The organism is Paraburkholderia flagellata (genome assembly GCF_021390645.1).
In the GTDB taxonomy this organism is placed as follows: Bacteria; Pseudomonadota; Gammaproteobacteria; order Burkholderiales; family Burkholderiaceae; genus Paraburkholderia; species Paraburkholderia flagellata.
Genome location: NZ_JAJEJT010000006.1, coordinates 53,046 through 75,137, shown reverse-complemented (window position 1 = coordinate 75,137; position 22,092 = coordinate 53,046). Strand labels below are relative to the sequence as shown.

Below are 22,092 nucleotides of genomic sequence, written 5' to 3'. Positions count from 1 at the left end.
GAGCGCCAATGCTAAAACTCGTCGCACGACCGGCTCACTCAGCTGAGGCGGACCTGCTCGAGGGTAACGAGTAGGAACCCTTGTTCCTGCGGGATTTGGCGGGTCAAGTAACGCTGCGCATCGATCCCGAGCAGGCATGGACGCACGACAGCCTGGAGGCGGCTCTGCAGCGCGTTGACCTGAAGACATTCGTGGCCGAAGAGTATGGCGCGGACGCCTTCCTCGGCGGCCAGTGGATCGGTAGTTCAGAAGTTTATGGAGTAAAAGGCATGCACGAGCACCATGCCCTGGTGGGTATCGCGGTTGACCTCACGTTCTTCTGGATCTGGCGGCATATCAATGGGTCGTGCCGACTAGCGGCGCGCGGCGGATTGGGGGCGTCGCTGGGATGTCGGCGGTCTTTGCCGGATATCTCGAACTCAGCGCAAGTTTCTTTGCTCGTTGGGGCGCCTCCCGCTCCTTTGACGCGTTGGCGATTCCGCTCACGCTGTTCGAGAAATCCGGCGTGCTTGCCGTGTTCGCGGCCTTCGCATTGCTCGTTCTGGTGAACCGCGGCACAAGTCACGCCGCGACGGCCGCGAACTGATGGAGCACTCGCGGCGCCCAAACTCACAGGGGTTTGCGCGAATGACCGTTAGTCTCATTTCCCGCTCTCAACACTGACGCGCTAGCGGCTTCGGTTCACGCAAGGGCAAACGGCCGCAACGTCGGAATGCGTGCGCTTCTTATCGCTCAACGCCCGGATCTTGTTCGGGATCTGTCCGGTCGCTGCTCTGATCCGGATCGGTGTTGCGCGTATTGCCCTCACTGCGTCCATCGCGAATCTGCCGAGCGAGTGCTCGCACTGCCGCATCGTGCTGGCGTTGCGCCTGACGCCGCTCGACATCCTCCGCGTCAATCTGCGCACGCCGCTCGTCCATGATGTCGTTGAGCGATGCGTCATCGAAGCGAACCGTCATGCGCAAGTCCGCCGCCATTCGAGCTGCCTGCTGCTGGAAATGCGCCGGGCCTTCAAGATGGATCTCGCGCCCGAACTTTTGTGCCGCCAGACGCAGCGCGTTCTCGATGGCAGCTTCCTGGGTGGTCCAGACGCGAACCGCGCTCCCCTCATCGGACATGACACTGATACCACCCAGCTTGTACGTGACCACGCCGTACCGGTCGACTTCGTGGGTCAGCCCGCCGGCGTAGACAATCGCATTGTCCTCGCGCTCACGTGGCGGCCGCAGCGACAACCCCTCATGCGCCGGAGGGTCGATCGGACGCAGGCGCCGCAGTTCGCGTAACGCCGCTGCATCGCCCCCTTGCGCCCTCTCCCGCAGGAATTCGCGGTAGTGCTCGCCAAACGGAAGGCGTGACGTGCGCCGCAGTGCCACCCTCTCCCCCTCGATCGACGCGCGCAGGATCTTGTCGCGCTCGACCTTCTCCATGCGCGCGAGCGAGAGCGCCGCACGCCGCCCGGCCCGGTTCAACGCGTCATCTCCCTCGATGCGTGAGCGCGCGGCCTTGTACTCGCCCACGGAAGCCTGACGCCGCGTCTTTTCGCTGGCTCGCTGTGCCTCCCATGTGCCGCGCTCCCGTGCAATCTCCGCCTCACGATGCCCCTGAAAATCCTTCCAGAGCGACAGGTGCGGCGCCCGCACGGGAGCGTGAGATGGCTCCTGGCCCAGCTGCCGTGCGTACGTGTCACGCAGGATGCGCGCGGCCTCGACCCAGGGCAGGTGCATCTCCTTCGTGAGAAAGTCTGAGACGTTGAGATTGCGTGAACCGCACTGGATACGGTCGCTGCCGTCGCGCCCCTTCGTGACTGCGTACTTGCTCGCAATCAACCCGTGGCTGTGCGCCAGCGCGGCCAGCAGGCGGCCCGCATCAAGTGACTGCCGGATCTGCTGGAACTCCCCCAGCACGGCGCTGTGGCTGCGATACTGCCGCTCTACGTGATCGCGCGCGTGCTGGTGCAGTGCGCTGTCCGTCTCGCGGCCAGTGGACTCGCGTGCGCGTTCATTGAATCGGCCCCGCTCGCGTTCCGGGCGCACGCGGCTTGCCGCCCGCGTTGAAGCAGGACCTTCGTCAGCGCGACGATGCACCGAATGACGTGCACCGGACTCCATGCCCTCGCCGAAGGCCCACATTCGCATCTCGGCTTCCTCAAGGCCCCCGAGTGACGCAGCCGCGACGCCCTGGGCAGCTGCGCGATGCCCAGCCGCTGCGCCATCCAGGAACCCCGGCACGTCGCGCAGCGACCCGATGTCTGCGAGCGATCCGCCCTCCGCTTCCGGCGCATACGGGTCGATAAACTCGATGCCGCCTTTCAGCCCGAACGCCTCAATTTCGAACTTTCGCGCGCTGCCGGCGATCATCACCGCCCGCTCGTCCCGCCCGGCATACGCAAACGCCTCGTACATGCCTTCTACCTCAGCATCGAGGCCGCTCAGGCGCGCGCGCGCGACGCCCTCGCCTTGTCGGCCTGCTCCTGGGCGAGTGCCAGGCCATCGCAGCGCTTCAGGGAGTGCGGCTCCGACGTCTCCCATGTGTAGCGATGCATGATCCGGCAATAGCAGCGTAGCTCGTTCCTGGCCGATTCCATCCACATCGATGCCGGGCACACTTCGCAGACGGTCGGCGGATTCGGTCGCTTGGCCCTCTCGATCTGGGCCAGCGTCAAGCTCACGATCGATTCCGATCCCAGCACTTCTCCCGTTGCCTCGTCTACCCGTTCCTCCGGCAGCGGGGGCAATTTCCGGCCGCCCGTCGACGTAGCCAGGGTGCCATTCGGCGCCGATGCGCTCGGTGTAGCCTCGTTGCTCTCGTTGAATGTGCTCATGAATGTGGTCCTCGCTGAAACGATGGTAAAAGCGCTGCTCGCGCTCGGCCAGCAGCGCCTGCCGCGTCTGCGCGTCGGCCTGCTGATAGAAGGGGTAAGCCTTGAGATTCCCCCCGTTGAAATACTTCACTTCCTTCGAGCGCACTTCGTGCCACTCGGCAAGCGTTGCGCCCAGGTCGTCCGGCGTAGGCCGCGCGGCGCCTGCCTCGGAATACGCGTCATCAAAGCGTGAGCCAAGCACCGCTTCCTTGCGGTGCGCCTCGAGCTCGATGAACTCACGCGAGAACACGTACTCCTTCAGGTTCACGCCTTTTGCGGCGCCCTCGGGCTTGACGTTCTCGTATTCGGACTCACGCCCCTCGTTGCGGGTGCGCCGCTCGCCGAACTCGTCCAGCAGCGCCCGGAAATCCTCCTGGCGCTCGATGCCTCGCTCGAGGACCGCTTCCAGAATCGCCGCCTTGAGTTCGCGGCCGCCGCCGGTGAACATGTCGCCCTTGTAGCGCGCAATCATCTCCGACGCGTCCGTGAGGTCCGCGCGCCGGTGATCTTTCGGGCTGGCGAGGCCATAGCGCTGGTTGACGTGCTCCTGGAACGCGTCGACATAGCGCTCCTGGTACTTGACCATCGCGAAGGGGTCAAGCTTCTGCCCGCTCAGCAGGTTTTCCTTGGGCACGACGATATGGATGTGCGGCTTGCGCACGATCCGCTCGCCGCTCTTGCGGTGCTCGTAAGCCTTCACGCGTGGCAGGTGCGCCTCTGCGTAGAAGCAGTACTCCTCCGGCCGGTAGGCGGCGAACATGAAGCGCTCGAAATCCGCGGTGATGTCCCGCAGCATGCGCTCGTCGACTTCATCTTCGCGAAAGGACAGGGTGATGGTCAGGTAGCGCTCGCCGTCGCTCTCCATCGCCTCGATGATGTGGTTAGCCAGATCCAGGTCGCCCGCGAGGATGACCCGCTCGTCCAGTTCATCGCGTCCCAACTCGCGACCTTGCTTCTGTCCAGTTTCCAGGTACTCCTTAACGCCGGCCACGTGCCCCTTGATACGGATCAGCATGTCTAGTCGATGCTCACCAGGGTGGCATTCAGGTATCGGGAGATGAACTGCAACTCATCCAGCAGGCGTTCATAGGTCGCCTCGGTGAGCTTGCCCTTGACGTGTTCTGCGTTCGCCCGGTGCGCGAGCTGGTTGATGTTGTTGCCCGCCCTGCTGACGATGAATAGAAGCCGCTTGCGATCAACGGTCGGCCTCTGGCGGGCAACGATCTGCGTGCGGTTCTCAAGTACTGCCTGCCGGAAAAATTCCGACTGCGTGAGCCCCGACTGATCAACCTTCGCCAGATACGCCTCACGATCCTCGTCCGTGAGCCGGAATGCGATCGGCTTGCCGAGCCGCTTTGCGGGCATCTTCTCTGCCAACTTTTCAGCCTCTCAATGCACGCGGCACGTGTCCGCTTTTCACGCGATCGTCGATCGCTGGTGTGGTTTTCCACGCGGCCCCGGCCGCGGGGGTTTCAAAGGGGGAACCCCTTTGGCACGTGGTATTTTACGGGGCACGTAGTGACCCGTAAACATACCTGTCGTGCCTCAATCGTCTCCGCAAATTACACGTCATCGCACGTGCGGGTCACTCTCGGGTCACTCTCGGGTCACACGGTCGGATTGACTCCTATATCGGGTCACTCTCGGGTCACTCTCGGGTCACTTCCGGGTCACATCGAAAAATCGGTGAGGAGTCCCCTCAATGCCGAATAAAACAGCGGAACACAGAGGCCCAACCGGATTGCCCCGGCGCTGCGCGCCGGGTCGCCGCTCTCCCCAGTGCCTGCGGCACCGGGTCCCCGTGCGGCTCAATCCGGGCGCGACGGCGCGCGCCATGCGGTAGCGGTGCGCGGCTGCTCTATGATGGCTTGCAGAGAGGGGGGGCGGCTTGGGGGTGGCGGGATAAGTTCGCGCGTGAGGGGCGCAAGGGCGCGGAGGACGCGGCCCAAAAGAAAATGGCGGGGTGTGCAGCAACACGCCCCGCCCTGCCTGCCGTTAAACCTAGCTGGAGTCAAACGGATTCGGCACCCGGAATTCTAGCGCGCCTGCGCCGTTCCCGGTCGATAAATCTGGCGTGGTCTAGGCCAATACGATTCCGTACCACGGTTCAAAGCGTGCGAGCAGTGACCATGCCTCGCCGCGCCTGAGATAGATGAGGCCGTGCAAGTTGCGCTGCATGGCCGTGCGGCATTGCTGCGCGACCTGCTGCGCGGTGGTGCAGTAGACTGAATGCGCGCCAGGCTGATAGATCCGGTATATGGTCACGCCTGCCCGCACGGTTGCACGCTCACGCTGCGCACGATGTCATCGTGTGAAAGGCCCGCATCGTCTCGCATCTTCCAGTGCTGGCCGCTCGCGCGGTTGCGGAGATAGATATACGTGACGTTTCCGCTGTAAAACTCGCACGACATGAACGACTCGAACCCGCCCCCACCCTGCCAGTTCAGCGGCGGCAATACCTCTAGCGCTTCGTAATACTCACGCTCCGTTATCGCCTGCGGTGACTGCTTCAACATGGCGGACTGCTGCCGGAGAAATTCCGCCTCATCGCACAGAATCGCGCCGGGGTAGTCCTCCGCGATCTCTTCCAGCGTGCGGCCTTGCCAGTAGGAAATAAACCGCCCGTCCTGCGTCTCGCGCGCGTAGTCGATGGCGTGCGCCGTGCCAGGCACATAGAAAACCTTGTTCATGCTCTCACCCGCTCCGTGCTGTTTCATGTTCTGCCTGTCAGTCTGTCCGGATCAACCGGGCAAGCTCGACGCCTGCCCGGTCGGTCAAGGGCTTAGCCCTTCAGTTGGCGCATTTCCTCGGCGAGAATCCACAGCGCGCGGTTAAGCTTCACATTCTGGTCAATGCCCGTAACCGGGCGCGTCATGCTGCGGCGGCCTGCCGCGTTGCGTCCGTTGAGGCCGCCACGAACGATGTTTTCCTGAACTTTGTTCAAGGTTGTCCAAAGATCCGGCGCGCGATCCTCCCAGCGGCGCACACCCAACAACTGGCGCTCGGTGACGGGCGGCGGCGTCGTGTCGCTCGGCTCGTACTTGAGCGAGAGGGCAGCGCGCGCGAAAACGGTCTGCTCTGCCTCGCTCAGCGTCAGCGCCTGCATGCCTTCGCGCTGCTCGTCTACCGCTTCGAACGAACTGAGCACGCGAATTGCGCCCTCAATCACGTTGTCCACCACGTCGCCCTTGTGGGGAATGCGAATGTCGTCAAGCACGTCGCCGCAAACCATGCCGTTTTTGCAGATGTGGCGAAAGTGGCCCGCGAGCATCTGGTACGAGCTGCTGCCGTTGTGGCTGTTGAGCAAAATGATCTCGTTTGCCCCTGCCGCCGTGATCTGGTTGACGTGGCGGAGCCGGATCATGTGTTTCGTGTAGTCGCGGTTCGCGTCGTCACGAACGCGGGTCTGCGCGACCATGAAAGGCGAAAAACCCTCGTCCTGAAGCTTGGCGAGCACATCGCCAGTCGAGATATACGCATAGCGCTCCGAGCGGCTTTCGTGCGCTTCGCGCGCGAAGATCGAGGGCGCAACGGCGCGCATCTGGTCTTCGGTCAACGGGACTTCGGAACGGTACTCATGGGCGTTACGGCCAAACTTGGATGCGAGTCGCATGTGATTAACTCCAGCTAGGTTTTCAGGGAGCCGGGGGGCGGTTGCTGCCGCTTTCCTCCGGCTATCGTCGCGCTGTGCAGTGCGTCGATGTAGTTATTATTCCAGGTCGGTCGTCTTTTTTCAACAAGTATCGTGCTTGTTTATAGTGTTTATATTTCGCTTCGTTACAACCAGATGTAATGGACTCCGAACAATTTTTTAGCCACGTAAGGCCGGGCATACCCCCTTCCTGCAAGCTATCTGGGCAGAGTGGACCGCTGGCCTAACGCGCGCGCCGCCGCGCCCGGATTGAGCCGCACGGGGACCCGGTGCCGCAGGCACTGGGGAGAGCGGCGACCCGGTGCGTAGCGCCGGGACAATCCGGTACAGACGTGGTGCGGGGGCGGTGTTTCGTGGCAAGCAGCCGCAGGCTGCGTGATTCCCCCGCGCGAGAGCGCGGGGGCTGGAGTGGCGAAGACCGTCTTGCGGACGGTCCCGTGATCAGAGGAAGTAGCGGCGCGGCAGCATGGTCACAAAAACGACGCTGCCAGGCTCGTCAAGGACGCGCGCAAGCGAGTGCGTGTTAGCCCAGCCTGCCGTGAACGGCGCGGAATAGACCGTCTGGGGCAATCCGCTCTCGTCCGCTGCAAGGACAGCAAGCGAGATTGCTGCGTCACGCCCGAAGAATTCCATCGTCAACCTCCATATCGATACGCCAGGGGATACACCCGGGCGGGTAGCATCCCGCCCAGGCAAGCTAGCCGTTTAAAGTCCGTCCGTGATTTCGACGGGGTTCTCCCAGGGTTGCCAGTCCGGGGCGGCGCGCAGGCTGTCGCGCACCGCACGCAGGTCGCGAATGGCGGCACATACGCGCCGCTCGGCCTCGTCTCGCGTGTCGCAGTCCTCGGACGTTGCTAGCTCAACCAGCAGAAAGCTCAACAGCGAGTCACGGCACTGCTTCTGTTCGTGCCGGTATTCTTCCTCGCGCTCAAGCTTGGCAAGGTGTGCGAACTCGCCTCCCGCGTAGCTGGCGAGCACCGCGCGCTGCGCCGGATTCAGCCAGGGGCGCGTGCGCGCGAGCCGCAGTGCCGTGGCAAGCTTTTCCCGCACCGCTGCCGTGGGCGCGATGCCTCTATCGCTGGCCCCGTCCGGCACGGCTGCCAGGGCCGCTTCCAGTGCACCGGCGAGCGTCGGGGAAGCGGCGAGCGTGCCTGCCGTGGCCAGGTTTCTCACAACGTCCTGCAACGCGTCACACTGTCCAGCGTCGTCGGCGCACCATCGCGCGACATCAACACTCAACGGCTCGCGTCCGGGTACGTTCCAGGGGAAAGCGTGCAGGACCACTTCGTGAAAAGGTTTGGCTACGGCGTGGTAACCGAGCCGGAACGCGCCCTGCCCATGGGGGGCGCTGACGCGCGGCGCGATGTGAGCAGGGATAGTGAACGGCCCGACCTTCGCGCCAGGTGCCCCCTTCGCGGTGATCTGGGCAATCAGTTCGTCGTGGCGTGCCAGTGGCACGCCTTCGGCGGTCCATGTCGCGCGCAGCGCGACCTCTGGGTGAAGGGCCGGGTTATTGCTTCCGGTCGGTGCGTTCATCAGTTCGCTCATGTTGGCTCCGGTTTCGGCCAGGGCAGGAAGCCCGGTCATGCGATGCATTGTACCGGCTCCCCACATTATATACAAGTGTTGCGCTTGTTTATATTTCGCTTCCATGCCGTGGATCGTGTCGCAAAAAACCCCGCACGTGGCGGGGTTTCGGTGTAGGTCAAGCGTCCGATCAAGCGGCCATCGCCATCGTTTCATCCTCGCGCGCCTCGGACGTGGCGGCGGGTTCGCGGTCCTCTTCCGGCGCACCGCTCACCGGCGCGTCGTCGGGCGCTGCGTCTGCCGCTTCCTCGGCTTCCTCGTCAGCGTCGTCGTCCATTGCGTCATTGGAGCCCATGTAGTAACTCGGGATGGCAGGCACTTCACGATTGCGCAGCACGCCTGGAAGCCAGCCGGTCCCGGCGAGCCGCGCCTCTGCCGCCTTGACTGCTTCGCCCTTCTTCATGCCGGTGAGGGCCGCTGCCGCTTCGCCGCCAACCGCCTCCGTCACGGCCTGCCCGATGCGATCTTTCGATACGTGGTTGAGGTAGCCGCCTGCCGACACCTGCCAGTGCCGCGTCATGTCAAGCTCAAGCGCCTCCGATACCAGGTTAATTGCGTGGGGCTGGTCCGTACCGCTCACGCCGTCCATGAGCGCCGCCACGCAGTAGGCAAGCAGCCCCGTGGTGATATCGTCGTCAGCCTCCATCAGCCACGGCATCAGGTGCTCGGGGTTCGACGGCATCAGGTTGCGCCACTTGTCGCGCTGAGACTGGATTTCCTGCCAGACAGCGCTTTCCGCCAGATCGTCGGCTGCACGCACCATGGCATCGTCAGTAGGCCGCACGTCCATCTGCAGCGCGCTCGAATGGCGCAGTGCGCCAAGTCGCCCGTCAAACACCTTCGGGATCAGCCTGTGCAGCAGAACGGCGATAGCGACGCGTGGGTTAGCCGCAAGCTCGACGCGCACGGCAGCGGTGCGGTGCGCGGTCAGTCGGCGGCACAGTGCCTCGCTGAGTTCGGGCTTCGCCTTCTTCGGTGCTTGTGCGGCGGTCACTGAGGGGACGCTGCCGGTTGCCGCCTGTTCGCGTCGCAGAAGGCCACGCTTCACGACAAGCTCCCCGCCCCTGCCAACCATCACAAATGCCCCTGCAGCCTGCTTCTGCGCGTCAGTCCACGCCTGCAGGCTAAGGTCGAATGATTCGAGCGCTTCCTTTGCTGCGTCCTCGGCATCAGACAACCGGCTTTCAAGTTCCTCGTCGGCCTCGCACTCGCTGTCGTAGTACTCGCACAGCGCCGCGCCTGTCTGCTCAACCTGCTCGGCCAGCGCCTTTCGGGTGGCTTCCTCGTCCGGTGTCATGTCACGCATCGCGGGCCGGTCCTGGCCGAAGAACACCAGTTCCTGCTGTCCGCCGCGTGCGCGGACCTCGATCCACTGCCAGCCTTCGTTCCGGACTTCGGCGGCGGCGGCTTCGAGCTTTTCCGCCACCAGGCGGTTGAGCAATTCATGGTCAGCGATGTAGCCAGCATCTTCCCCGCTGAACAGGTCGCGACGCACATACCCGCCTGCCGCCTCGTAGGCTTCAACCGTCACAAAGCGCAGCGTGTCGCTGGTGCGGATGTCCGTTTCGTCTCCAATGATGGCTTCGCGCAGATGGTACGGTTGACGCTGCCAGGACTGCTGTGCGCCGAACCAGATGCGTTCCTGCGTTTCGTGGTCCGATGCGAGGACAAGCGTCGTCGCCTGGTCCCAATCCATTTCGTCCGTGCGAAACAGGTCCATCAGTTTCGGTGCGAGGCTTGCGAGCTTGACGTGGCGACGCACAGCCGCCTCCGACACTCCGAACACCGATGCAATAAATCCGGCCTCCCGGCCATCCTGCAGCAACAGGGAAAACGCCAGCGCCGTGTCGGCCGGGTGCATGTCGCTGCGTTGCTTGTTCTCGCTCAGGGAGCGCAGCAGCGCATCTGCTTCCGCGACGATCAGCACGGGCACCTGGTACGCGTCCGTGATGCGCCCCTGTTCGAGCAGCAGTTGCAAAGCAGCCAGGCGGCGCTGACCCGCGCAGACACCCAACTGCGCATTCTTGCCCCGCTTGCCCGCAATTCGGTGGACGACAAGATTCTGGTTCACGCCCTGCGCTGCAATGTTCTCGGCCAGCCCAGGAATTTCGGTAAGTTCAGTTTTGCGAACGTTGTGCGGCGACACCGTGAGTTGCTTGAGCGGCACATACTCGATGCGCCCAGCCGTTTCGGCTGCGGCGATGGGGGTCGTAGTGGCAAGGGTGGCGTCGGAAACTGCAGGCATTAGATTTCTCCGGTTTCGACCAGAGCAGTATTGCCCGGTCATGTGAAGCATCTTATCACCTCCCCTAACGTTTAACAAGCGTAGAACTTGTTTTAATGCGATAGAATGCGGGCGTACGCAACAACCACGCCCCAACTATTTACAAGCTATATGCTTGTCTTTATGAGACGACTCCTGTATGATTTCATTCATGGCCGCGCACACCGCCCTGGCCGCATACCGGAACCCAGCCCGATGATCGAAGCAACCAATCCTGTCACTGCATCCCCTGTACCCGAAGACCGCCGCCTGTCCTTCCTGCCTAAGCATTTGGGGGCGCGCCTCATCACTGGCGAAGCGCTGGTGTATCGCTGGGCCTCTGTTCTGTCGGATTACGACGGCGGTGTGTGGGAGTTCCTTGAACTATCCAACGGCGGCTTCTATCTCGCGCCGCGCACAACCAAACGATTCGCCATCACGTGCAACTTGAACGGCTTCACGGGCGAGGTGACGGCTGACGCTGCAGGCATCATCTTTACGCTCTACATGCTGAACCAGTTGGCGAACCAGACGCAGGAAGACAGTCTGATTAACGAGTACTACTTACTGCGGGATTTTGCGACGACGCACCGGGAATATGCCGCGATCTTCGGGGCGATTGACTGACGCCGACCCACAGCCCCGCGCCCAGGGGCAGGCCGCCCTGGGCGCGACTCGACCTGTCGGGCAAGGCAGGGAGTGCAGGCACCCCCTCCCCCTGCTAGCCGGGGGCGTTAGCCGGACCGCGGGCGGATCGCGCGCGCCGTCGCGCCCGGATTGAGCCGCACGGGGACCCGGTGCCGCAGGCACTGGGGAGAGCGGCGACCCGGTGCGTAGCGCCGGGGCAATCCGGTACGGCCATCGCGCACGGTGGGTGTGCCCAGGCAAGCGGCCGCAGGCCGCGTGACTCCCCCGCGCGCGAGCGCGGGGGCTGGATGCAAGGAAACACCCTGTGCGGCCGGCGCTGCACGGCGCGTGGCGTGCTGTTCCTCGCGCAGCCGGAGGCTGCGTGAATCTCCCGCGCAAGCGGGAGCTGGATTGTCTTTTCGCCGGCCGTATGGCCGGCGCGCACGCGTGCGTAGACTGCTGTCCTTTGTCTGGGCTGCAAGATTCGCGCGGCGCAGGCCTGCCGCGCCCGAATGGGGGCGGCAGGCCGCATTTTCCGCAGCCGCAAGGCTGCACTTTCCCGCGCCGTGGCGCGGGCTGGATAAACTAACGCCTGATGCCGCCACGATGGGGCAAGGCACAACAGGACGAAAACGATGGATACGCAAAATCTCCCTATCCGGCCAGAATGCTTTCGGTCGGCAGCGAGCTGGACGCCACCAACCGGCGAGGAAGTGGCCGCACTCGTGCGGCACCTGGGCTGGTCGTCCTCCCAGACGGCGGCCTTTCTTGGCCTGACGACGCACCGCCCGGGGACCGCGTGGAATGATCCGGACGCGCGCAAGGCTGAAGGCGGCAGCCGCAAGGTGCGCCAGTGGATCGGTGGCGCCACGGCGATTCCGTATTCGCTGTGGGCGCTTCTCGCCTACAAGGCGGGCTATGGCCCGATCTGGGACCAGGAATAAGCCGTGACAGACGACGGAGAACGCATGCGGACAAACAGGCGCGACGACGCACAGCAGCTGCTGGTGGAACTGGAGGCAAGGACGCGCCAGGCACTCGCAGGCCCGTCGCGCTCAATCACAAGTCAGGTAGCCGACGTGATCGACGTGATCGAGGCTGCGCGAAGCGTAGGTGTGTACCGCAGCGAGCTCGTGGCGACGCTCAATGCGGCCGGGATGGCGATCGCGCTACCGACCCTCGAAACGGCGCTCAAGCGTGTGCGCAGTCGATTGCGCAAAAATGCCCGGACCGTGGATCTCGCGCCAGTATCGGTCGTGACAGAAGCGGCGGCCGCGCCCAACGTACACGGCACGGCAGACAACAAAGGGCACGCTGCGCCGTCGCTCGAGCAGATCCAGAAGGACAGCCCGCACCTCACGACCACTGAGGCCCGCCGCGCGCGCGCCGAGACTTTTTTCCAGGACGCGAAGCCAGGTCCATCCTTTATCGAAAGATTCACGCCGCGGCGCTAGGTGGCGCGCGCCGGCGAGGCGGCGTGCGGCACATCTGGAGGGAGATAGATGGAAGGCGGCGCGAAGCGCCGCGCGAATGAGCGCCCGGATTACGCCGGGCACCGTTTCAAGGTTTATGCGGGGCGGTGACGTGCACCCGCGGCGAGTTCACAGTGGATGCGCGACTCGCATTCGTGTAGCGCCTGCCGTGCCATGACGCGCATACGCAGTGACCAGACGCGGTTGGCACCGTCTGCGCGCATCACGCGTCGCGCCCTGAAAAGCTCCCGCAAATCGATGCGGTTCATACCGATTGCGATTTTCATGTTAGTGGACGCTCGCGCCAAAGACGTGGGACAGGACCGCCTGTTCGGCTTCGATCGGCGTCGAGCAGTTCACGACAGAGCAGCGCGAACGCACGGCGCCGCGCGCGTCCACGTAGCGACGGAACAGCATGGCATAGGGATTCTTGACGTCGGTTGACGCGAAGCCGAATACGGGTGTGTCCAGAACGGCGGTTTCGAGGTAGGTGAGGTTCATCGGATTGACTCCGGTTTGGGCCAGGGCGAAATGCCCGGCCATGAAAATCATCATACCAGAACACACCACATTTAACAAGCATGTAGATTGTTAAATGCGGTGTGTTCTTCTATCCACTTCCCGCGTCTGGCGGCGCGCTAGACCCCCTCCCCTAGCCCGCCTTCTTTCAGTGCGAACATCTTTTCGTGGGCTCTCGGGTTCCTGTAGCCGGGCGCGGACCATCCCCAGACAGCCCAGCTCTTCGCTTCCCACGTCGTGAAATAGGGGCTGGCGCTGTTGCTGGGCATGATGTCTCGCGCGTCTGCATACAGCGCTTCGAAAAACTCTTGTTCGTTGACTCACCGGAAGCCGGCGGGGATCGTCACTACTGCGTCTTGAATCTGCCATGCGACTCAGGGCCGCGCAAACCAATGCACGCGCAACCCGCGCATGTCGAACGCGTCACATCTATAGGACTTCGTCGCTTACGCTCGCTGTAGTACGGTGTATGCCACGCTGTCCCAGCTACCGACTGCTGGCTCGTGGATGCTTTTTCTGCGCAGATACACCGCCCTACCGCCATCTATCACGCCTTCCGCTGCGTGCACGCACGGCGCCCAGAAAAGGTGCTGAAGGCAGTACTGCAGGCCTTGCCGCGCATACCGGTAAGCCCCGTAATTCGGATCAAAGAAAACGAATGCGTCTGCTGCTGTTTGGTGAACCGCAACCACATGCCCAGTACCGCCGGCCGTCGGCTGGAAAAAAATCACGGTACAACAATTGATCGAAAACCCTCGATTCATCAGCACATGCAACCAATTACCACCACCATCGAAGGTTTTCGGCTCGCTCGATCTGACGACCTTGAGCCGACTAAATCCCTTCTTGGAAGCTGTTCTCCCCTCTGCGAATCGTATCTCTCTGAATCTTTCATCGACGGTAGCAGCGAAATTCGCCCAACTGCGCCCAAGAACAACAAACGGTTCATGCTGGTTGTCCGGGCGTGATAGAAGATTCTGTCGTAGCTGATCGATCGTGGTATGCAGCAGTACGCCGGACGGGTCATCGTCGAATTCAAAATTCGTAAAAGGCCATCCAGTGGTAACCCAATAGTGTCTAAACATGCGTGCAGTTTCCTGCGGAACAGGTACACCCGTTCGATCGTCGTATTCAACCTGTGGTTGCTGACGAAGCGCATGCAGCCTTAACAGTAACTCTTCCTTGTACGTTTTGGCCACGTAATGGGGGGCCTGCTCGTTATAGGCTTTGGCCATACGCCGAACGGTAGATCGTTGTCGGGACTCCAGGTTGCCTGTCGTACCCGCCGTACCATAGCCGGCTTTCGAATAGCTCATATAGCTCTCATCGGGTCCCGGCTCCCTCAGTAATACCCGGCGCGCCCAGTCCAGAGCGACGCCCGCGCAGTAGCCATTTGAAATGTTAGCGCCTTCGATTTCTGTGGTGCCAGACGTCCTGAGCTCGCCCTGGTTAAATGCGGGACCTATCCGTGTACCTCCGACTTCAACCAATTCGTCATGGACTGGCATACTCATCTCCTGATGGTCGTTGGCAGCACCGTTTCGACGTCGGTGTATAGACTAAAAGCGTGGATTAACCCGATTCTTACCAGCTACCTTCAAGAGCACCGATTAGCATGATAGGCGTTGATATTCGATCTGCTGAGAAAATCGTGAATTTATGCGAGTGACATTGAATTGTCTTCCGCCCTGATTCTCAGGCTTATAGACGGGCCAGAACTGACACGTTTGTTGACCGAAAGCAATCGGAGGCAACGGGAATCGCACAACTTCAGCGTATCCGCGCCGTCAGAAATCAAAGAATGTAGAACACTCGATTGCCATTTTCTTTCTTCCGTCTCCCGCGGGAAAGCGCGCTCCCGCTGAATTCGACGCGCTCGCCAAGCCCTGTGATGATGTCCTCGTAGTCCTCCGTGCCAGCGCCGCGTCGAAAGAGCGCCATCACCGTCACCGCGTCGTGCCGTGCACGCCATACTGCGTTTGAGTACTCGATGTCGCAACTCATGACCAGATCCGCGTACTGGAAGGCCAACGCCTCGAGCACGCCGGCTTCGGGGTCACTGATGCCGCCGATGTCTGCGGGGTCGAACAGTGAGCCCTGAAGCTCCCGGCGTGGGTCCCGTCGCCTACGCAATGCGGCCCTGCCGCTCGGCCCATCCCCTCATGTGACCGATGCGGAAATTCATACTGCGGCGTGTGCGTGGCGTTCAGGCGCCCCGAACTGGTGGAACAGCTGAACCGCATTCTCGCGAGGCACTATCCGAACGCACTGGCCTCGGAGGCGCGCTGAGCCAGAGAAACAACGAACTGCGTCACGCGGCCATAGCTTCGCCCGCAACGGCGGCCCCTGCGAGGGTGGCCGTTTCCACTTCGGGCGCGACGCGTGCGCGCAGCCAGGTCATGAATGCGGTTTTCTGGAGCACGTTGCGGAATTTGCCCGTCTCCCGGTTATACGTCGAAGTCTTGCCGCCCTGCTCTGCATAGGCGTCAATGTGTGCGTTCATCTGCTCGATTGACAGCGCGAGGATCGCTGCGGTGATAGCGCGGGCACGCGCCTCGGCGGCAGCCAGTTCGTCAGACGCGGGCGCTGCGCTCTCCTGCGGTGCGGGCGGTGCCGCATCATCCGGAAACAGGTCAAGCGAACTGCCGCTTTCAAATACGCGCCGCGCGTATCCGGAAATGTTGCTCTTGATCGCCTTGTCCTTCAGCTTCTTCTCTACATACGCGATCGTCTGCGCCGCGCGCGCGGCGTCCGCCTGAATCCACGTGACGGCCAGCATGTCGCCCAGGCCGATCTGCATCATGCGGCGGTAAGTCTCCGTTGCGCGGATCTCCTCGAGCGCGCTGGGCAGCACAGTCTCATGGAGCTGGCCCTGCGGGTTCTGCGTGATGATGAAGCGCATCTCAACAACGCGACGGCCCTCCTTGCGGTACTCAGGCTCGACAAGGATGTTGGACACCTTGTTGACCTCCGCCAATGCCGGCTTGATCACCATGTTGGCGAAGTGCTTGAACTCGTCATAGGTCGCCGCCTCGGCACCCAGAAGCTTGCGCCACACCTGCAGCGGTACAAACCGGGTCCGGCCAACGCCCTTGAAGCGCAGGCAATTCTCGTAGAGCGTGAGCGCGGAGCCCTTCTTGAAGCGGTTCTGAACGTTCACGTCGATCAGCGCATAGACGTCCGGATCGGCCAGCATCTCGGCGAGCTTCGTGGGGTACTCATAGCTGCAAATGCCGCCAACGATTTCGGCTTCGGCAATCATGTTCGACTTGCGCCAGTGTGCGGGATGGTGCTCCGTCTCCAGCAGGTCGAACTCAATCTGCGTGCTCATGATGTTCGACAGCGCGGCCTTGAGCGTGTCCACGTTCTTGCTGCCGGTCCATCCAACCATCGCCATCAGCATGGCGGTGGGAATGGTGAATACCTTCTGCGTGCCCAGCTTGTCATAGGCATTGAGCAGCATCACGTTGACCAGCTTGCGCTCAAGCAAGGAGAGCTGACCGCTCACGTGGATGGCGGCGGCGGCCTTGCGCAGCGGACGATTCGGCAGGGACAGCGAAGTTTTTTTTCGGGGCATGGTAGAGCGGATTACATGCGTTTTTACGTTTGCCATAGGTCGTCCTAACGGCACATAGGGTTACGACCTTTAGACTGATTGCTGCGCGTGGCGCCGGTTGGACGTAAGGCCGAAGGGCGGCTGCACACGGAAACACCCCCAAAACCACGACCTCTGCGCAGCTGCTGTGGACAAGCTTCCTGCCGGACCGCCGTTCCTCAATGAAATCAGGGCGCTGCGGTTGGCGCGCGGTTTCGGCGCAACGGAACCCAAAACCACGACCTTTCCCCCAAAACCACGACCTGTCGCCCCCAGACCCACGACCCTCAGCCGTCGTAGCGAACCCGAAATCACGACCTTTGGGACCCGAAACCACGACCTTTCGCGCCGCAGGCCCCTGATTTCAAGGGATTTTCGGGAGCTAAAGGTTTTAAAGATGTTGTCTTTTAAAGGTAACAACAACAGCGGTTGTTTCTTATAGAAACGTCCTGAAACCAAGAAGCGCACGCGATTACATGACGCGTCACGTCATAATTCAATCGTCGATGACCTTAAGAGAGACTCTTACTCACCCTTACCCTATAACATGACGCAATACGTCATTCAGATACATCGGTTAAAGGTCGTGCTTTCGGGGGCTTTTCGCCTGCAACCCCCGCAAATTCCCCGGCTGTCCTGCTTCGGACCGCTTCAAAGGTCGTGGTTTTGGGGGCGTTTCCGGTGGTTCGGGCACTCAAGCAGCGTTGCGCGGGCGACGGCGCGCTGCCGCTGTGGAAGTTGCCGCGGCTTGTGACGCACGCCAGGCTTCGATCTGTTCGCGGAACTGCTCCACAAGTGCGGGCGGCACCGCTAGCGTTACCCAACCTTCGGGTACATCAGAAGAAGCTGGCGAGGATGGCGTAGTGTGGAAAAGCGCCTGGCGCTGGTGCACGATCTGCATCCACACCTGTTCGGTCGCTTCACGCACGGCTTTCTGGGTCCATTCGCAGTCCGATGCGATCTCGCGCATCGAGCTGCCGTCGACGATCGCCATGCGCGCGACGCGTACTACATCGGAATCGAGATCAGCCAGTCCGTTCTCGAAGCGCGTCCACGCCGATTTTTTAAGGCGCCCACTGAATCGCTTGTCACCGCCACTGTCGGGAACTGTGGACCAGTCTGCAGGCCCCATGTCCTCGGTGATGACGTCTTCGGCACTCTCATCAGGGTTGAAACCAGCTTCATGGGCCTTTTCGAAACGCCCCCAGATGGTGGCGACGGCATTGTGTACGGCCTGCTGAGTCCAGCCAAAGTCTTTCGCGATGACCGCCTGACGCTCGTTGTTGACGATCGCGCGGCGTGCCGCTTCGATACGCCTCTCGTCGAGGTTGATCAGCCACGGCATTAGCCGTGCAAAGGCAGCGGCAGAAAGCCGTTTCGTGGAAACTCGACCCATGATGACACCTGTAGAGGCCGCGACCTTCGCCGCGGCTGACTGTTTTTACTGAACACAGCGCAGGATCTGTGCGAGCTCGCACCCCTGCCCCGTCTGTCCGCCATGAAGGAAGGCGGCCAATGCGAAGGCACCGGCGCCGGTAGGCGCGAACGTCCCGGCGCGCAGCCCGGCAAGCACGGCACGGCCCATGTCGTCCGCCTCGCGGGCGCGTGCGGCATGGTCTTCGAGCCATTGCGCGGTCGCCTTCCTGACTTCCGGCGTCATTTTCTCAAGTACGTCGGCCGCTGTCTGCCCCTCGGCACCGAGCGCGCCGTACAGTTCATCGAGCAGCTGGACGCTAAAGACCTGTACGCCGTGCCCTTCCGCGGGCTGGGCCACGGGCGAAGCCGGTTTGGCTGCAGCGTTCTGGGGTGCCGCCTTGAGCTCCGCAGCCGGTGCGGTGCGCGCCTTCCTCGGCTTGACCGTCTCCAGTACCGCGTCGACCTGTGTGCGTGCACGCTGTTCACCGCGCGTCGCCTCCAGGTTATTGACCAGACTTTCGGCTGCCTTCGGGTCGTGCTTCTCGATCTGCCTCACGCGGTTGATCACTTCAATATCCGCGCTGATGTGTTCCGCAACGAGGCGCTGGGTCTGCTGCGGCAGGTTCAGCAGAGCGAGGCGCTTGGACAGCCATGCGTGGCTCTTGTGGCGGCGCACGAGCGTGGCCTGCACTCCAAGGCGCTCAACGTCCGCCTGCAGCGCGCGCGCTTCCTCGATGAGGGTGAGATTCTTGCGCTGGATGTTTTCGGCCAGTCGCGCGTCCTTCGCTTCTTCGTCAGTGAGTTCGATCACGTAGGCGCGCAGTTCCGTGAGGCCGACCAGACGTGCCGCACGGCAGCGACGCTCGCCGGCAACCAGTTCATACGGCGTCGCCCCCTGGAGCGGGCGCACCACGATCGCCTGCAGTTGCCAGCGCTTCAGGCTTTCACCCAGTTCGAGCAGTGAATTGTCTTCGTCCTCGAACTCCGTGCGCTCCTGCGCGGGAATGTGGATCTGGTCCAGCGGCAGCGTCTGTTCGCGCGCCCGCTTCGTCAGTTCTTCCAGACTTGTGCGGCCGAGCCCGCCCTTGAGCATCACGCCGAGATTACCGAATGGCATTTTCGCGTTCATGGGTTTAAGCCTCCATCGCCGTGTCGAGCACCCAGTTGCAGGCCGCGCGCCATTCCCGCGCTGCCGTCGCGTGGCCCTCCCCCTTCGTCGCGTGCCAGACCGGCAATCCCTGGGCGATGGCCTGCTTGACCGAAGCGCGTTCGGCCAGGACGTGCGGGGCAATGATGTCACCCATTTCGGCGCGCAGTGCTGCGAGCCCGGCCAGTTCCGCCGGTGAGCGCGTATTGACCTTGCTGGGGAGCAGGCCCATAACGCGCAGCCCCGTGTTTTCCTTCTGGCGAACCGCGCTAAGGCACTCCCACAGGTCGGCCAGTGCGTGGGCCTCGAAGGCGCCCACGGCGAACGGGGCAATCACGAAGTCAGCAGCGAGCAGGGCCGCATAGGTGGTGGCGTCTTCCCCGAGCGCACCTGCGGTGTCGATCACGACCAGTTCATGCTGGACCGCGAGCGCCCGCACGTTGGCCGCAGCCTGCAGCGCGGCCTCGGCACCAGCCCCGGAGCACAGGCGCAACGCGCGATCAGCAGGCAGGAACGTCAGGTGTTCACCGCAGCGCACGACGTCAGCCGTCAGCGCAGCCTCGAAACACTGGGATGCAGTCGCCTGGCGTGGCGTGACCTCCACGCCGAAGAAGCGCGTAAGGCTCGCCTGTTTGTCGAAATCGATTGCGAGCGTGCGCAGCTTGCGGCGCGTCGCAGCGTGAATGATGTGGGAAGAAACGGTCGTTTTTGCTGAACCGCCCTTCTGGTTGACGATCGCGATGGTTGGCATGGTGACTCCGGTAGCGTATTGGTCAGGTGACGCGTGCGATCACCCTGAACACCACTCTACCAGGCTTCGATACTATTAACAAGTGTTTTGCTTGTTAATAGTATCTTTACCGGGATCCCGCCTGTCCGACCGTTTGTGGTGGCTCACGCCGCCTGTGCCTGCAGCGTGAAATCGACGTGGATTGCGTCGTAGGGGAACACAACGCCCTCTTCCGTGCGCTCCAGCACTCCGACGGCGAGCAGCGCACCGACATCCTCATGTACGCGTTTCACGTCGCGCTCGACACGCCGCGCCACTTCGCGGATCGACAGCACGCCAGCGCCGGTCATCGCCTTGAGGATGTTCCAGCGCAGTTGCGTGAGCGTCTGGAACAGAAGCTCGGGCGTCTCGAAGCTGATGAACTGCCCCTGTGCCTGGCCGCGCATGGCCGCAGCAAAACGTTTCGAAAAGGCGTCGCGGCCCGCAACGCCGAGTGTGACCGTGTTCATGTTGAAGCCCTCCATTGATCGACGTCCGACCAGAAATCAGCCAGCAGCTGTTCCGGCGTCGTAAAAACATAGGGTGTCTCAACGTCGCCGATATGCCGGTGATCGCCCTTGCCACGCTCATTGTCATACCGCAGTACGCAGACTGTGCGCACGATGTACGCAAGGCTGTACTTGTAGAGGTGTGTACTCCCCTGAACGGGATGCGGAACCTGCCAGATCAGCGCCGCCGCGAAGGATTGTGCGTCGACGACCAAGCGTTCCTTGAGTAAGAGAGTGGCTTTCATGTTGGCAATAATGCCAACACATTGAGGTGTTGTCAATTACGCCAACATATGGGCACCTGGATCTGGCGTCCGCGGATGTCAGCCGATGCCTGATCGGATCAGAAACCCCGCGATTCATCGCGTTCTTAATCCCTTAATCCAGTCCGGCGCCCGCCCCTAGCCTCCTCCTTCCGGGTTCGGCCAAAAGCGGATATTTCGGGTGGAAACAAACTGTGCGGTTCACTGTGATCCCGGGAGAGTACTAAGGCTATCTATCTGCCTGCGCAAACACGCACCGTAGGCGACAGGCCCGTTCCCCCGTTCCGAAATACAGGCACGCTCGACCAGTAGTCGCGTCTCGTTGTCGTAGCCGCTCAGATTCGGGATGCCCGTCGCGCCTTGCAGCGAAGCAATCTGCCGGTTCAGGCACGCACCGTAGGCGACAGGCCCGTTCCCCCGCTCTGAAATGCAGGCACGCTCCATCAATAGTCGCGTCTCGTTGTCGTAGCCGCTCAGATTCGGGATGCCCGGCGCACCTTGCAACGAAGCAATCTGCCGGCTCAGGCACGCACCGTAGGCGACAGGCCCGTTCCCCCGTTCCGAAACACAGGCACGCTCCATCAGTAGTCGCGTCTCGCTGTCGTAGCCGCTCAGATTCGGGATGCCCGGCGCGCCTTGCAGCGAAGCAATCTGCCGGTTCAGGCACGCACCGTAGGCGACAGGCCCGTTCCCCCGTTCCGAAACACAGGCACGCTCCATCAGTACTCGCGTCTCGCTGTCGTAGCCGCTCAGATTCGGGATGCTTATGAGTAAGTCCTGCTTCGTCTGAGCGTTCATCGGCTCACTGAAACAAGCTATGAGGACAATGCAGCTCGCTGTAAGCAGCCATGACTTCGATACCATTCGATCTCTATTATCCGGTAACCCAGGCACGCTACAGAGACTTGATCGCGATGGTATGGGCCACGTATCCCAAGTTCTCCGCTTATGCACCAGCGATCGAGGCATGCGCAAAGGATGCAGCACTTTCCGCCTTGGTGATCGGCGTCATTTTCGCTGACGCTGGTGCTGCTCTACTGACGTTTAAAGGGCTGTTCTGGAAGTGCATTGACACGAAGTTCAACTCGTTCATCGACTGCCTGGACGCCGAGGTTGATTTGGTGATTCACCCGAGGGGAGACTGGCACTAACCGCAGCAGGCCGATCTCTGCAATGCGACAATCGGGAAGGCACCCCGGCAGTTGAGGCGAGTCGACAATCGCCCGTCTCCCGTTCGCGCGTCAGAACATGCCAACGACGCTGAGACGGCGCCACCGCGCCGCAGCTCTTGCTACCTACGGATCGGCAGCTACCTGTCTAGATACACCCCGACAAGCAGGAAGTCATTCAGGAAAACAGCCCTTGCTGCCGCAGATCCCTTGCCGGCGGCAGCGAAGCCTTCACGCGACG

Annotated in this window: 22 protein-coding genes; 5 read left to right on the top strand and 17 right to left on the bottom strand. The window is 62.2% G+C overall.

The genetic code is table 11. The features are described 5' to 3' along the window. Nucleotides 1-388: 388 nt before the first annotated feature. Nucleotides 389-586, top strand: a complete 198-nt coding sequence (locus L0U83_RS39795) for a hypothetical protein (protein ID WP_233890094.1) — start codon at nucleotides 389-391, stop codon at nucleotides 584-586. 139 nt (nucleotides 587-725) lie between these two features. Here the strand turns inward: L0U83_RS39795 and L0U83_RS41015 are convergent, their stop codons facing one another. The 7 genes from L0U83_RS41015 to L0U83_RS39760 all read right to left on the bottom strand — a co-directional run bounded on the left by L0U83_RS41015 (nucleotide 726) and on the right by L0U83_RS39760 (nucleotide 10,389). Beyond that, a complete protein-coding gene (locus L0U83_RS41015; protein WP_373321210.1) occupies nucleotides 726-1,430 on the bottom strand; it encodes an LPD7 domain-containing protein in 705 nt (234 codons plus the stop codon). A gap of 2,450 nt (nucleotides 1,431-3,880) precedes the next feature. Beyond that, nucleotides 3,881-4,240 (bottom strand): plasmid mobilization protein, encoded by a 360-nt coding sequence (locus L0U83_RS39785; protein WP_233890092.1) that lies wholly within the window; start codon nucleotides 4,238-4,240, stop codon nucleotides 3,881-3,883. 884 nt (nucleotides 4,241-5,124) lie between these two features. After that, entirely contained in the window at nucleotides 5,125-5,553 is a 429-nt protein-coding gene (locus L0U83_RS39780; protein WP_233890091.1) for a hypothetical protein, read from the bottom strand. Nucleotides 5,554-5,645: 92 nt separating this feature from the next. Beyond that, a complete protein-coding gene (locus L0U83_RS39775) occupies nucleotides 5,646-6,476 on the bottom strand; it encodes a DUF932 domain-containing protein (protein WP_233890090.1) in 831 nt (276 codons plus the stop codon). Nucleotides 6,477-6,956: 480 nt separating this feature from the next. After that, entirely contained in the window at nucleotides 6,957-7,148 is a 192-nt protein-coding gene (locus L0U83_RS39770) for a hypothetical protein (protein WP_233890089.1), read from the bottom strand. Between the two features lie 72 nt (nucleotides 7,149-7,220). Beyond that, nucleotides 7,221-8,111, bottom strand: coding sequence for a hypothetical protein (locus tag L0U83_RS39765; RefSeq protein WP_233890088.1), 891 nt, complete (start codon nucleotides 8,109-8,111; stop codon nucleotides 7,221-7,223). A 121-nt stretch (nucleotides 8,112-8,232) separates the two neighbouring features. Then, a complete protein-coding gene (locus tag L0U83_RS39760) occupies nucleotides 8,233-10,389 on the bottom strand; it encodes a ParB/RepB/Spo0J family partition protein (protein WP_233890087.1) in 2,157 nt (718 codons plus the stop codon). Nucleotides 10,390-10,581: 192 nt separating this feature from the next. Between L0U83_RS39760 and L0U83_RS39755 the strand changes: the two genes are divergently transcribed. From L0U83_RS39755 to L0U83_RS39745, 3 genes are all read left to right on the top strand, one after another. Further along, on the top strand, nucleotides 10,582-10,992 hold the full coding sequence (locus tag L0U83_RS39755) for an antirestriction protein (RefSeq protein ID WP_233890086.1): 411 nt from the start codon (nucleotides 10,582-10,584) through the stop codon (nucleotides 10,990-10,992). Nucleotides 10,993-11,627: 635 nt separating this feature from the next. Further along, complete coding sequence (locus L0U83_RS39750; protein WP_233890085.1) at nucleotides 11,628-11,936, top strand: XRE family transcriptional regulator; 309 nt, start codon at nucleotides 11,628-11,630, stop codon at nucleotides 11,934-11,936. 135 nt (nucleotides 11,937-12,071) lie between these two features. Then, nucleotides 12,072-12,446 (top strand): hypothetical protein, encoded by a 375-nt coding sequence (locus tag L0U83_RS39745; RefSeq protein ID WP_233890084.1) that lies wholly within the window; start codon nucleotides 12,072-12,074, stop codon nucleotides 12,444-12,446. Between the two features lie 306 nt (nucleotides 12,447-12,752). Here L0U83_RS39745 and L0U83_RS39740 read toward each other — a convergent pair whose 3' ends face one another. From L0U83_RS39740 to L0U83_RS39695, 10 genes are all read right to left on the bottom strand, one after another. Next, nucleotides 12,753-12,965 carry a hypothetical protein gene (locus L0U83_RS39740; protein ID WP_233890083.1) on the bottom strand — a complete coding sequence of 71 codons (213 nt, stop codon included), beginning with the start codon at nucleotides 12,963-12,965 and terminating at the stop codon, nucleotides 12,753-12,755. Nucleotides 12,966-13,429: 464 nt separating this feature from the next. Continuing rightward, a complete protein-coding gene (locus L0U83_RS39735) occupies nucleotides 13,430-14,491 on the bottom strand; it encodes a hypothetical protein (RefSeq protein ID WP_233890082.1) in 1,062 nt (353 codons plus the stop codon). Nucleotides 14,492-14,777: 286 nt separating this feature from the next. Beyond that, complete coding sequence (locus L0U83_RS39730) at nucleotides 14,778-15,026, bottom strand: hypothetical protein (RefSeq protein WP_233890081.1); 249 nt, start codon at nucleotides 15,024-15,026, stop codon at nucleotides 14,778-14,780. A 268-nt stretch (nucleotides 15,027-15,294) separates the two neighbouring features. Next, a complete protein-coding gene (locus L0U83_RS39725; protein ID WP_233890080.1) occupies nucleotides 15,295-16,560 on the bottom strand; it encodes a replication initiation protein in 1,266 nt (421 codons plus the stop codon). Between the two features lie 712 nt (nucleotides 16,561-17,272). Further along, nucleotides 17,273-17,974, bottom strand: a complete 702-nt coding sequence (locus tag L0U83_RS39720; RefSeq protein WP_233890079.1) for a TrfB-related DNA-binding protein — start codon at nucleotides 17,972-17,974, stop codon at nucleotides 17,273-17,275. 45 nt (nucleotides 17,975-18,019) lie between these two features. Continuing rightward, entirely contained in the window at nucleotides 18,020-19,123 is a 1,104-nt protein-coding gene (locus tag L0U83_RS39715; RefSeq protein ID WP_233890078.1) for a ParB/RepB/Spo0J family partition protein, read from the bottom strand. A 4-nt stretch (nucleotides 19,124-19,127) separates the two neighbouring features. Then, complete coding sequence (locus tag L0U83_RS39710) at nucleotides 19,128-19,892, bottom strand: ParA family protein (RefSeq protein WP_233890077.1); 765 nt, start codon at nucleotides 19,890-19,892, stop codon at nucleotides 19,128-19,130. Between the two features lie 143 nt (nucleotides 19,893-20,035). Beyond that, nucleotides 20,036-20,380: an HVO_A0114 family putative DNA-binding protein gene (locus tag L0U83_RS39705; protein WP_028232899.1), complete on the bottom strand. Its 345-nt coding sequence runs from the start codon at nucleotides 20,378-20,380 to the stop codon at nucleotides 20,036-20,038. Next, a complete protein-coding gene (locus L0U83_RS39700) occupies nucleotides 20,377-20,664 on the bottom strand; it encodes a toxin-antitoxin system TumE family protein (RefSeq protein WP_233890076.1) in 288 nt (95 codons plus the stop codon). The genes L0U83_RS39705 and L0U83_RS39700 overlap by 4 nt, the downstream gene beginning before the upstream one ends. Nucleotides 20,665-20,883: 219 nt before the next feature. Further along, nucleotides 20,884-21,480, bottom strand: coding sequence for a hypothetical protein (locus L0U83_RS39695; protein WP_233890075.1), 597 nt, complete (start codon nucleotides 21,478-21,480; stop codon nucleotides 20,884-20,886). Between the two features lie 50 nt (nucleotides 21,481-21,530). Here L0U83_RS39695 and L0U83_RS39690 point away from each other — a divergent pair, with 50 nt between their 5' ends. Further along, a complete protein-coding gene (locus L0U83_RS39690) occupies nucleotides 21,531-21,833 on the top strand; it encodes a hypothetical protein (RefSeq protein ID WP_233890074.1) in 303 nt (100 codons plus the stop codon). The last annotated feature ends 259 nt before the right edge of the window (nucleotides 21,834-22,092 follow it).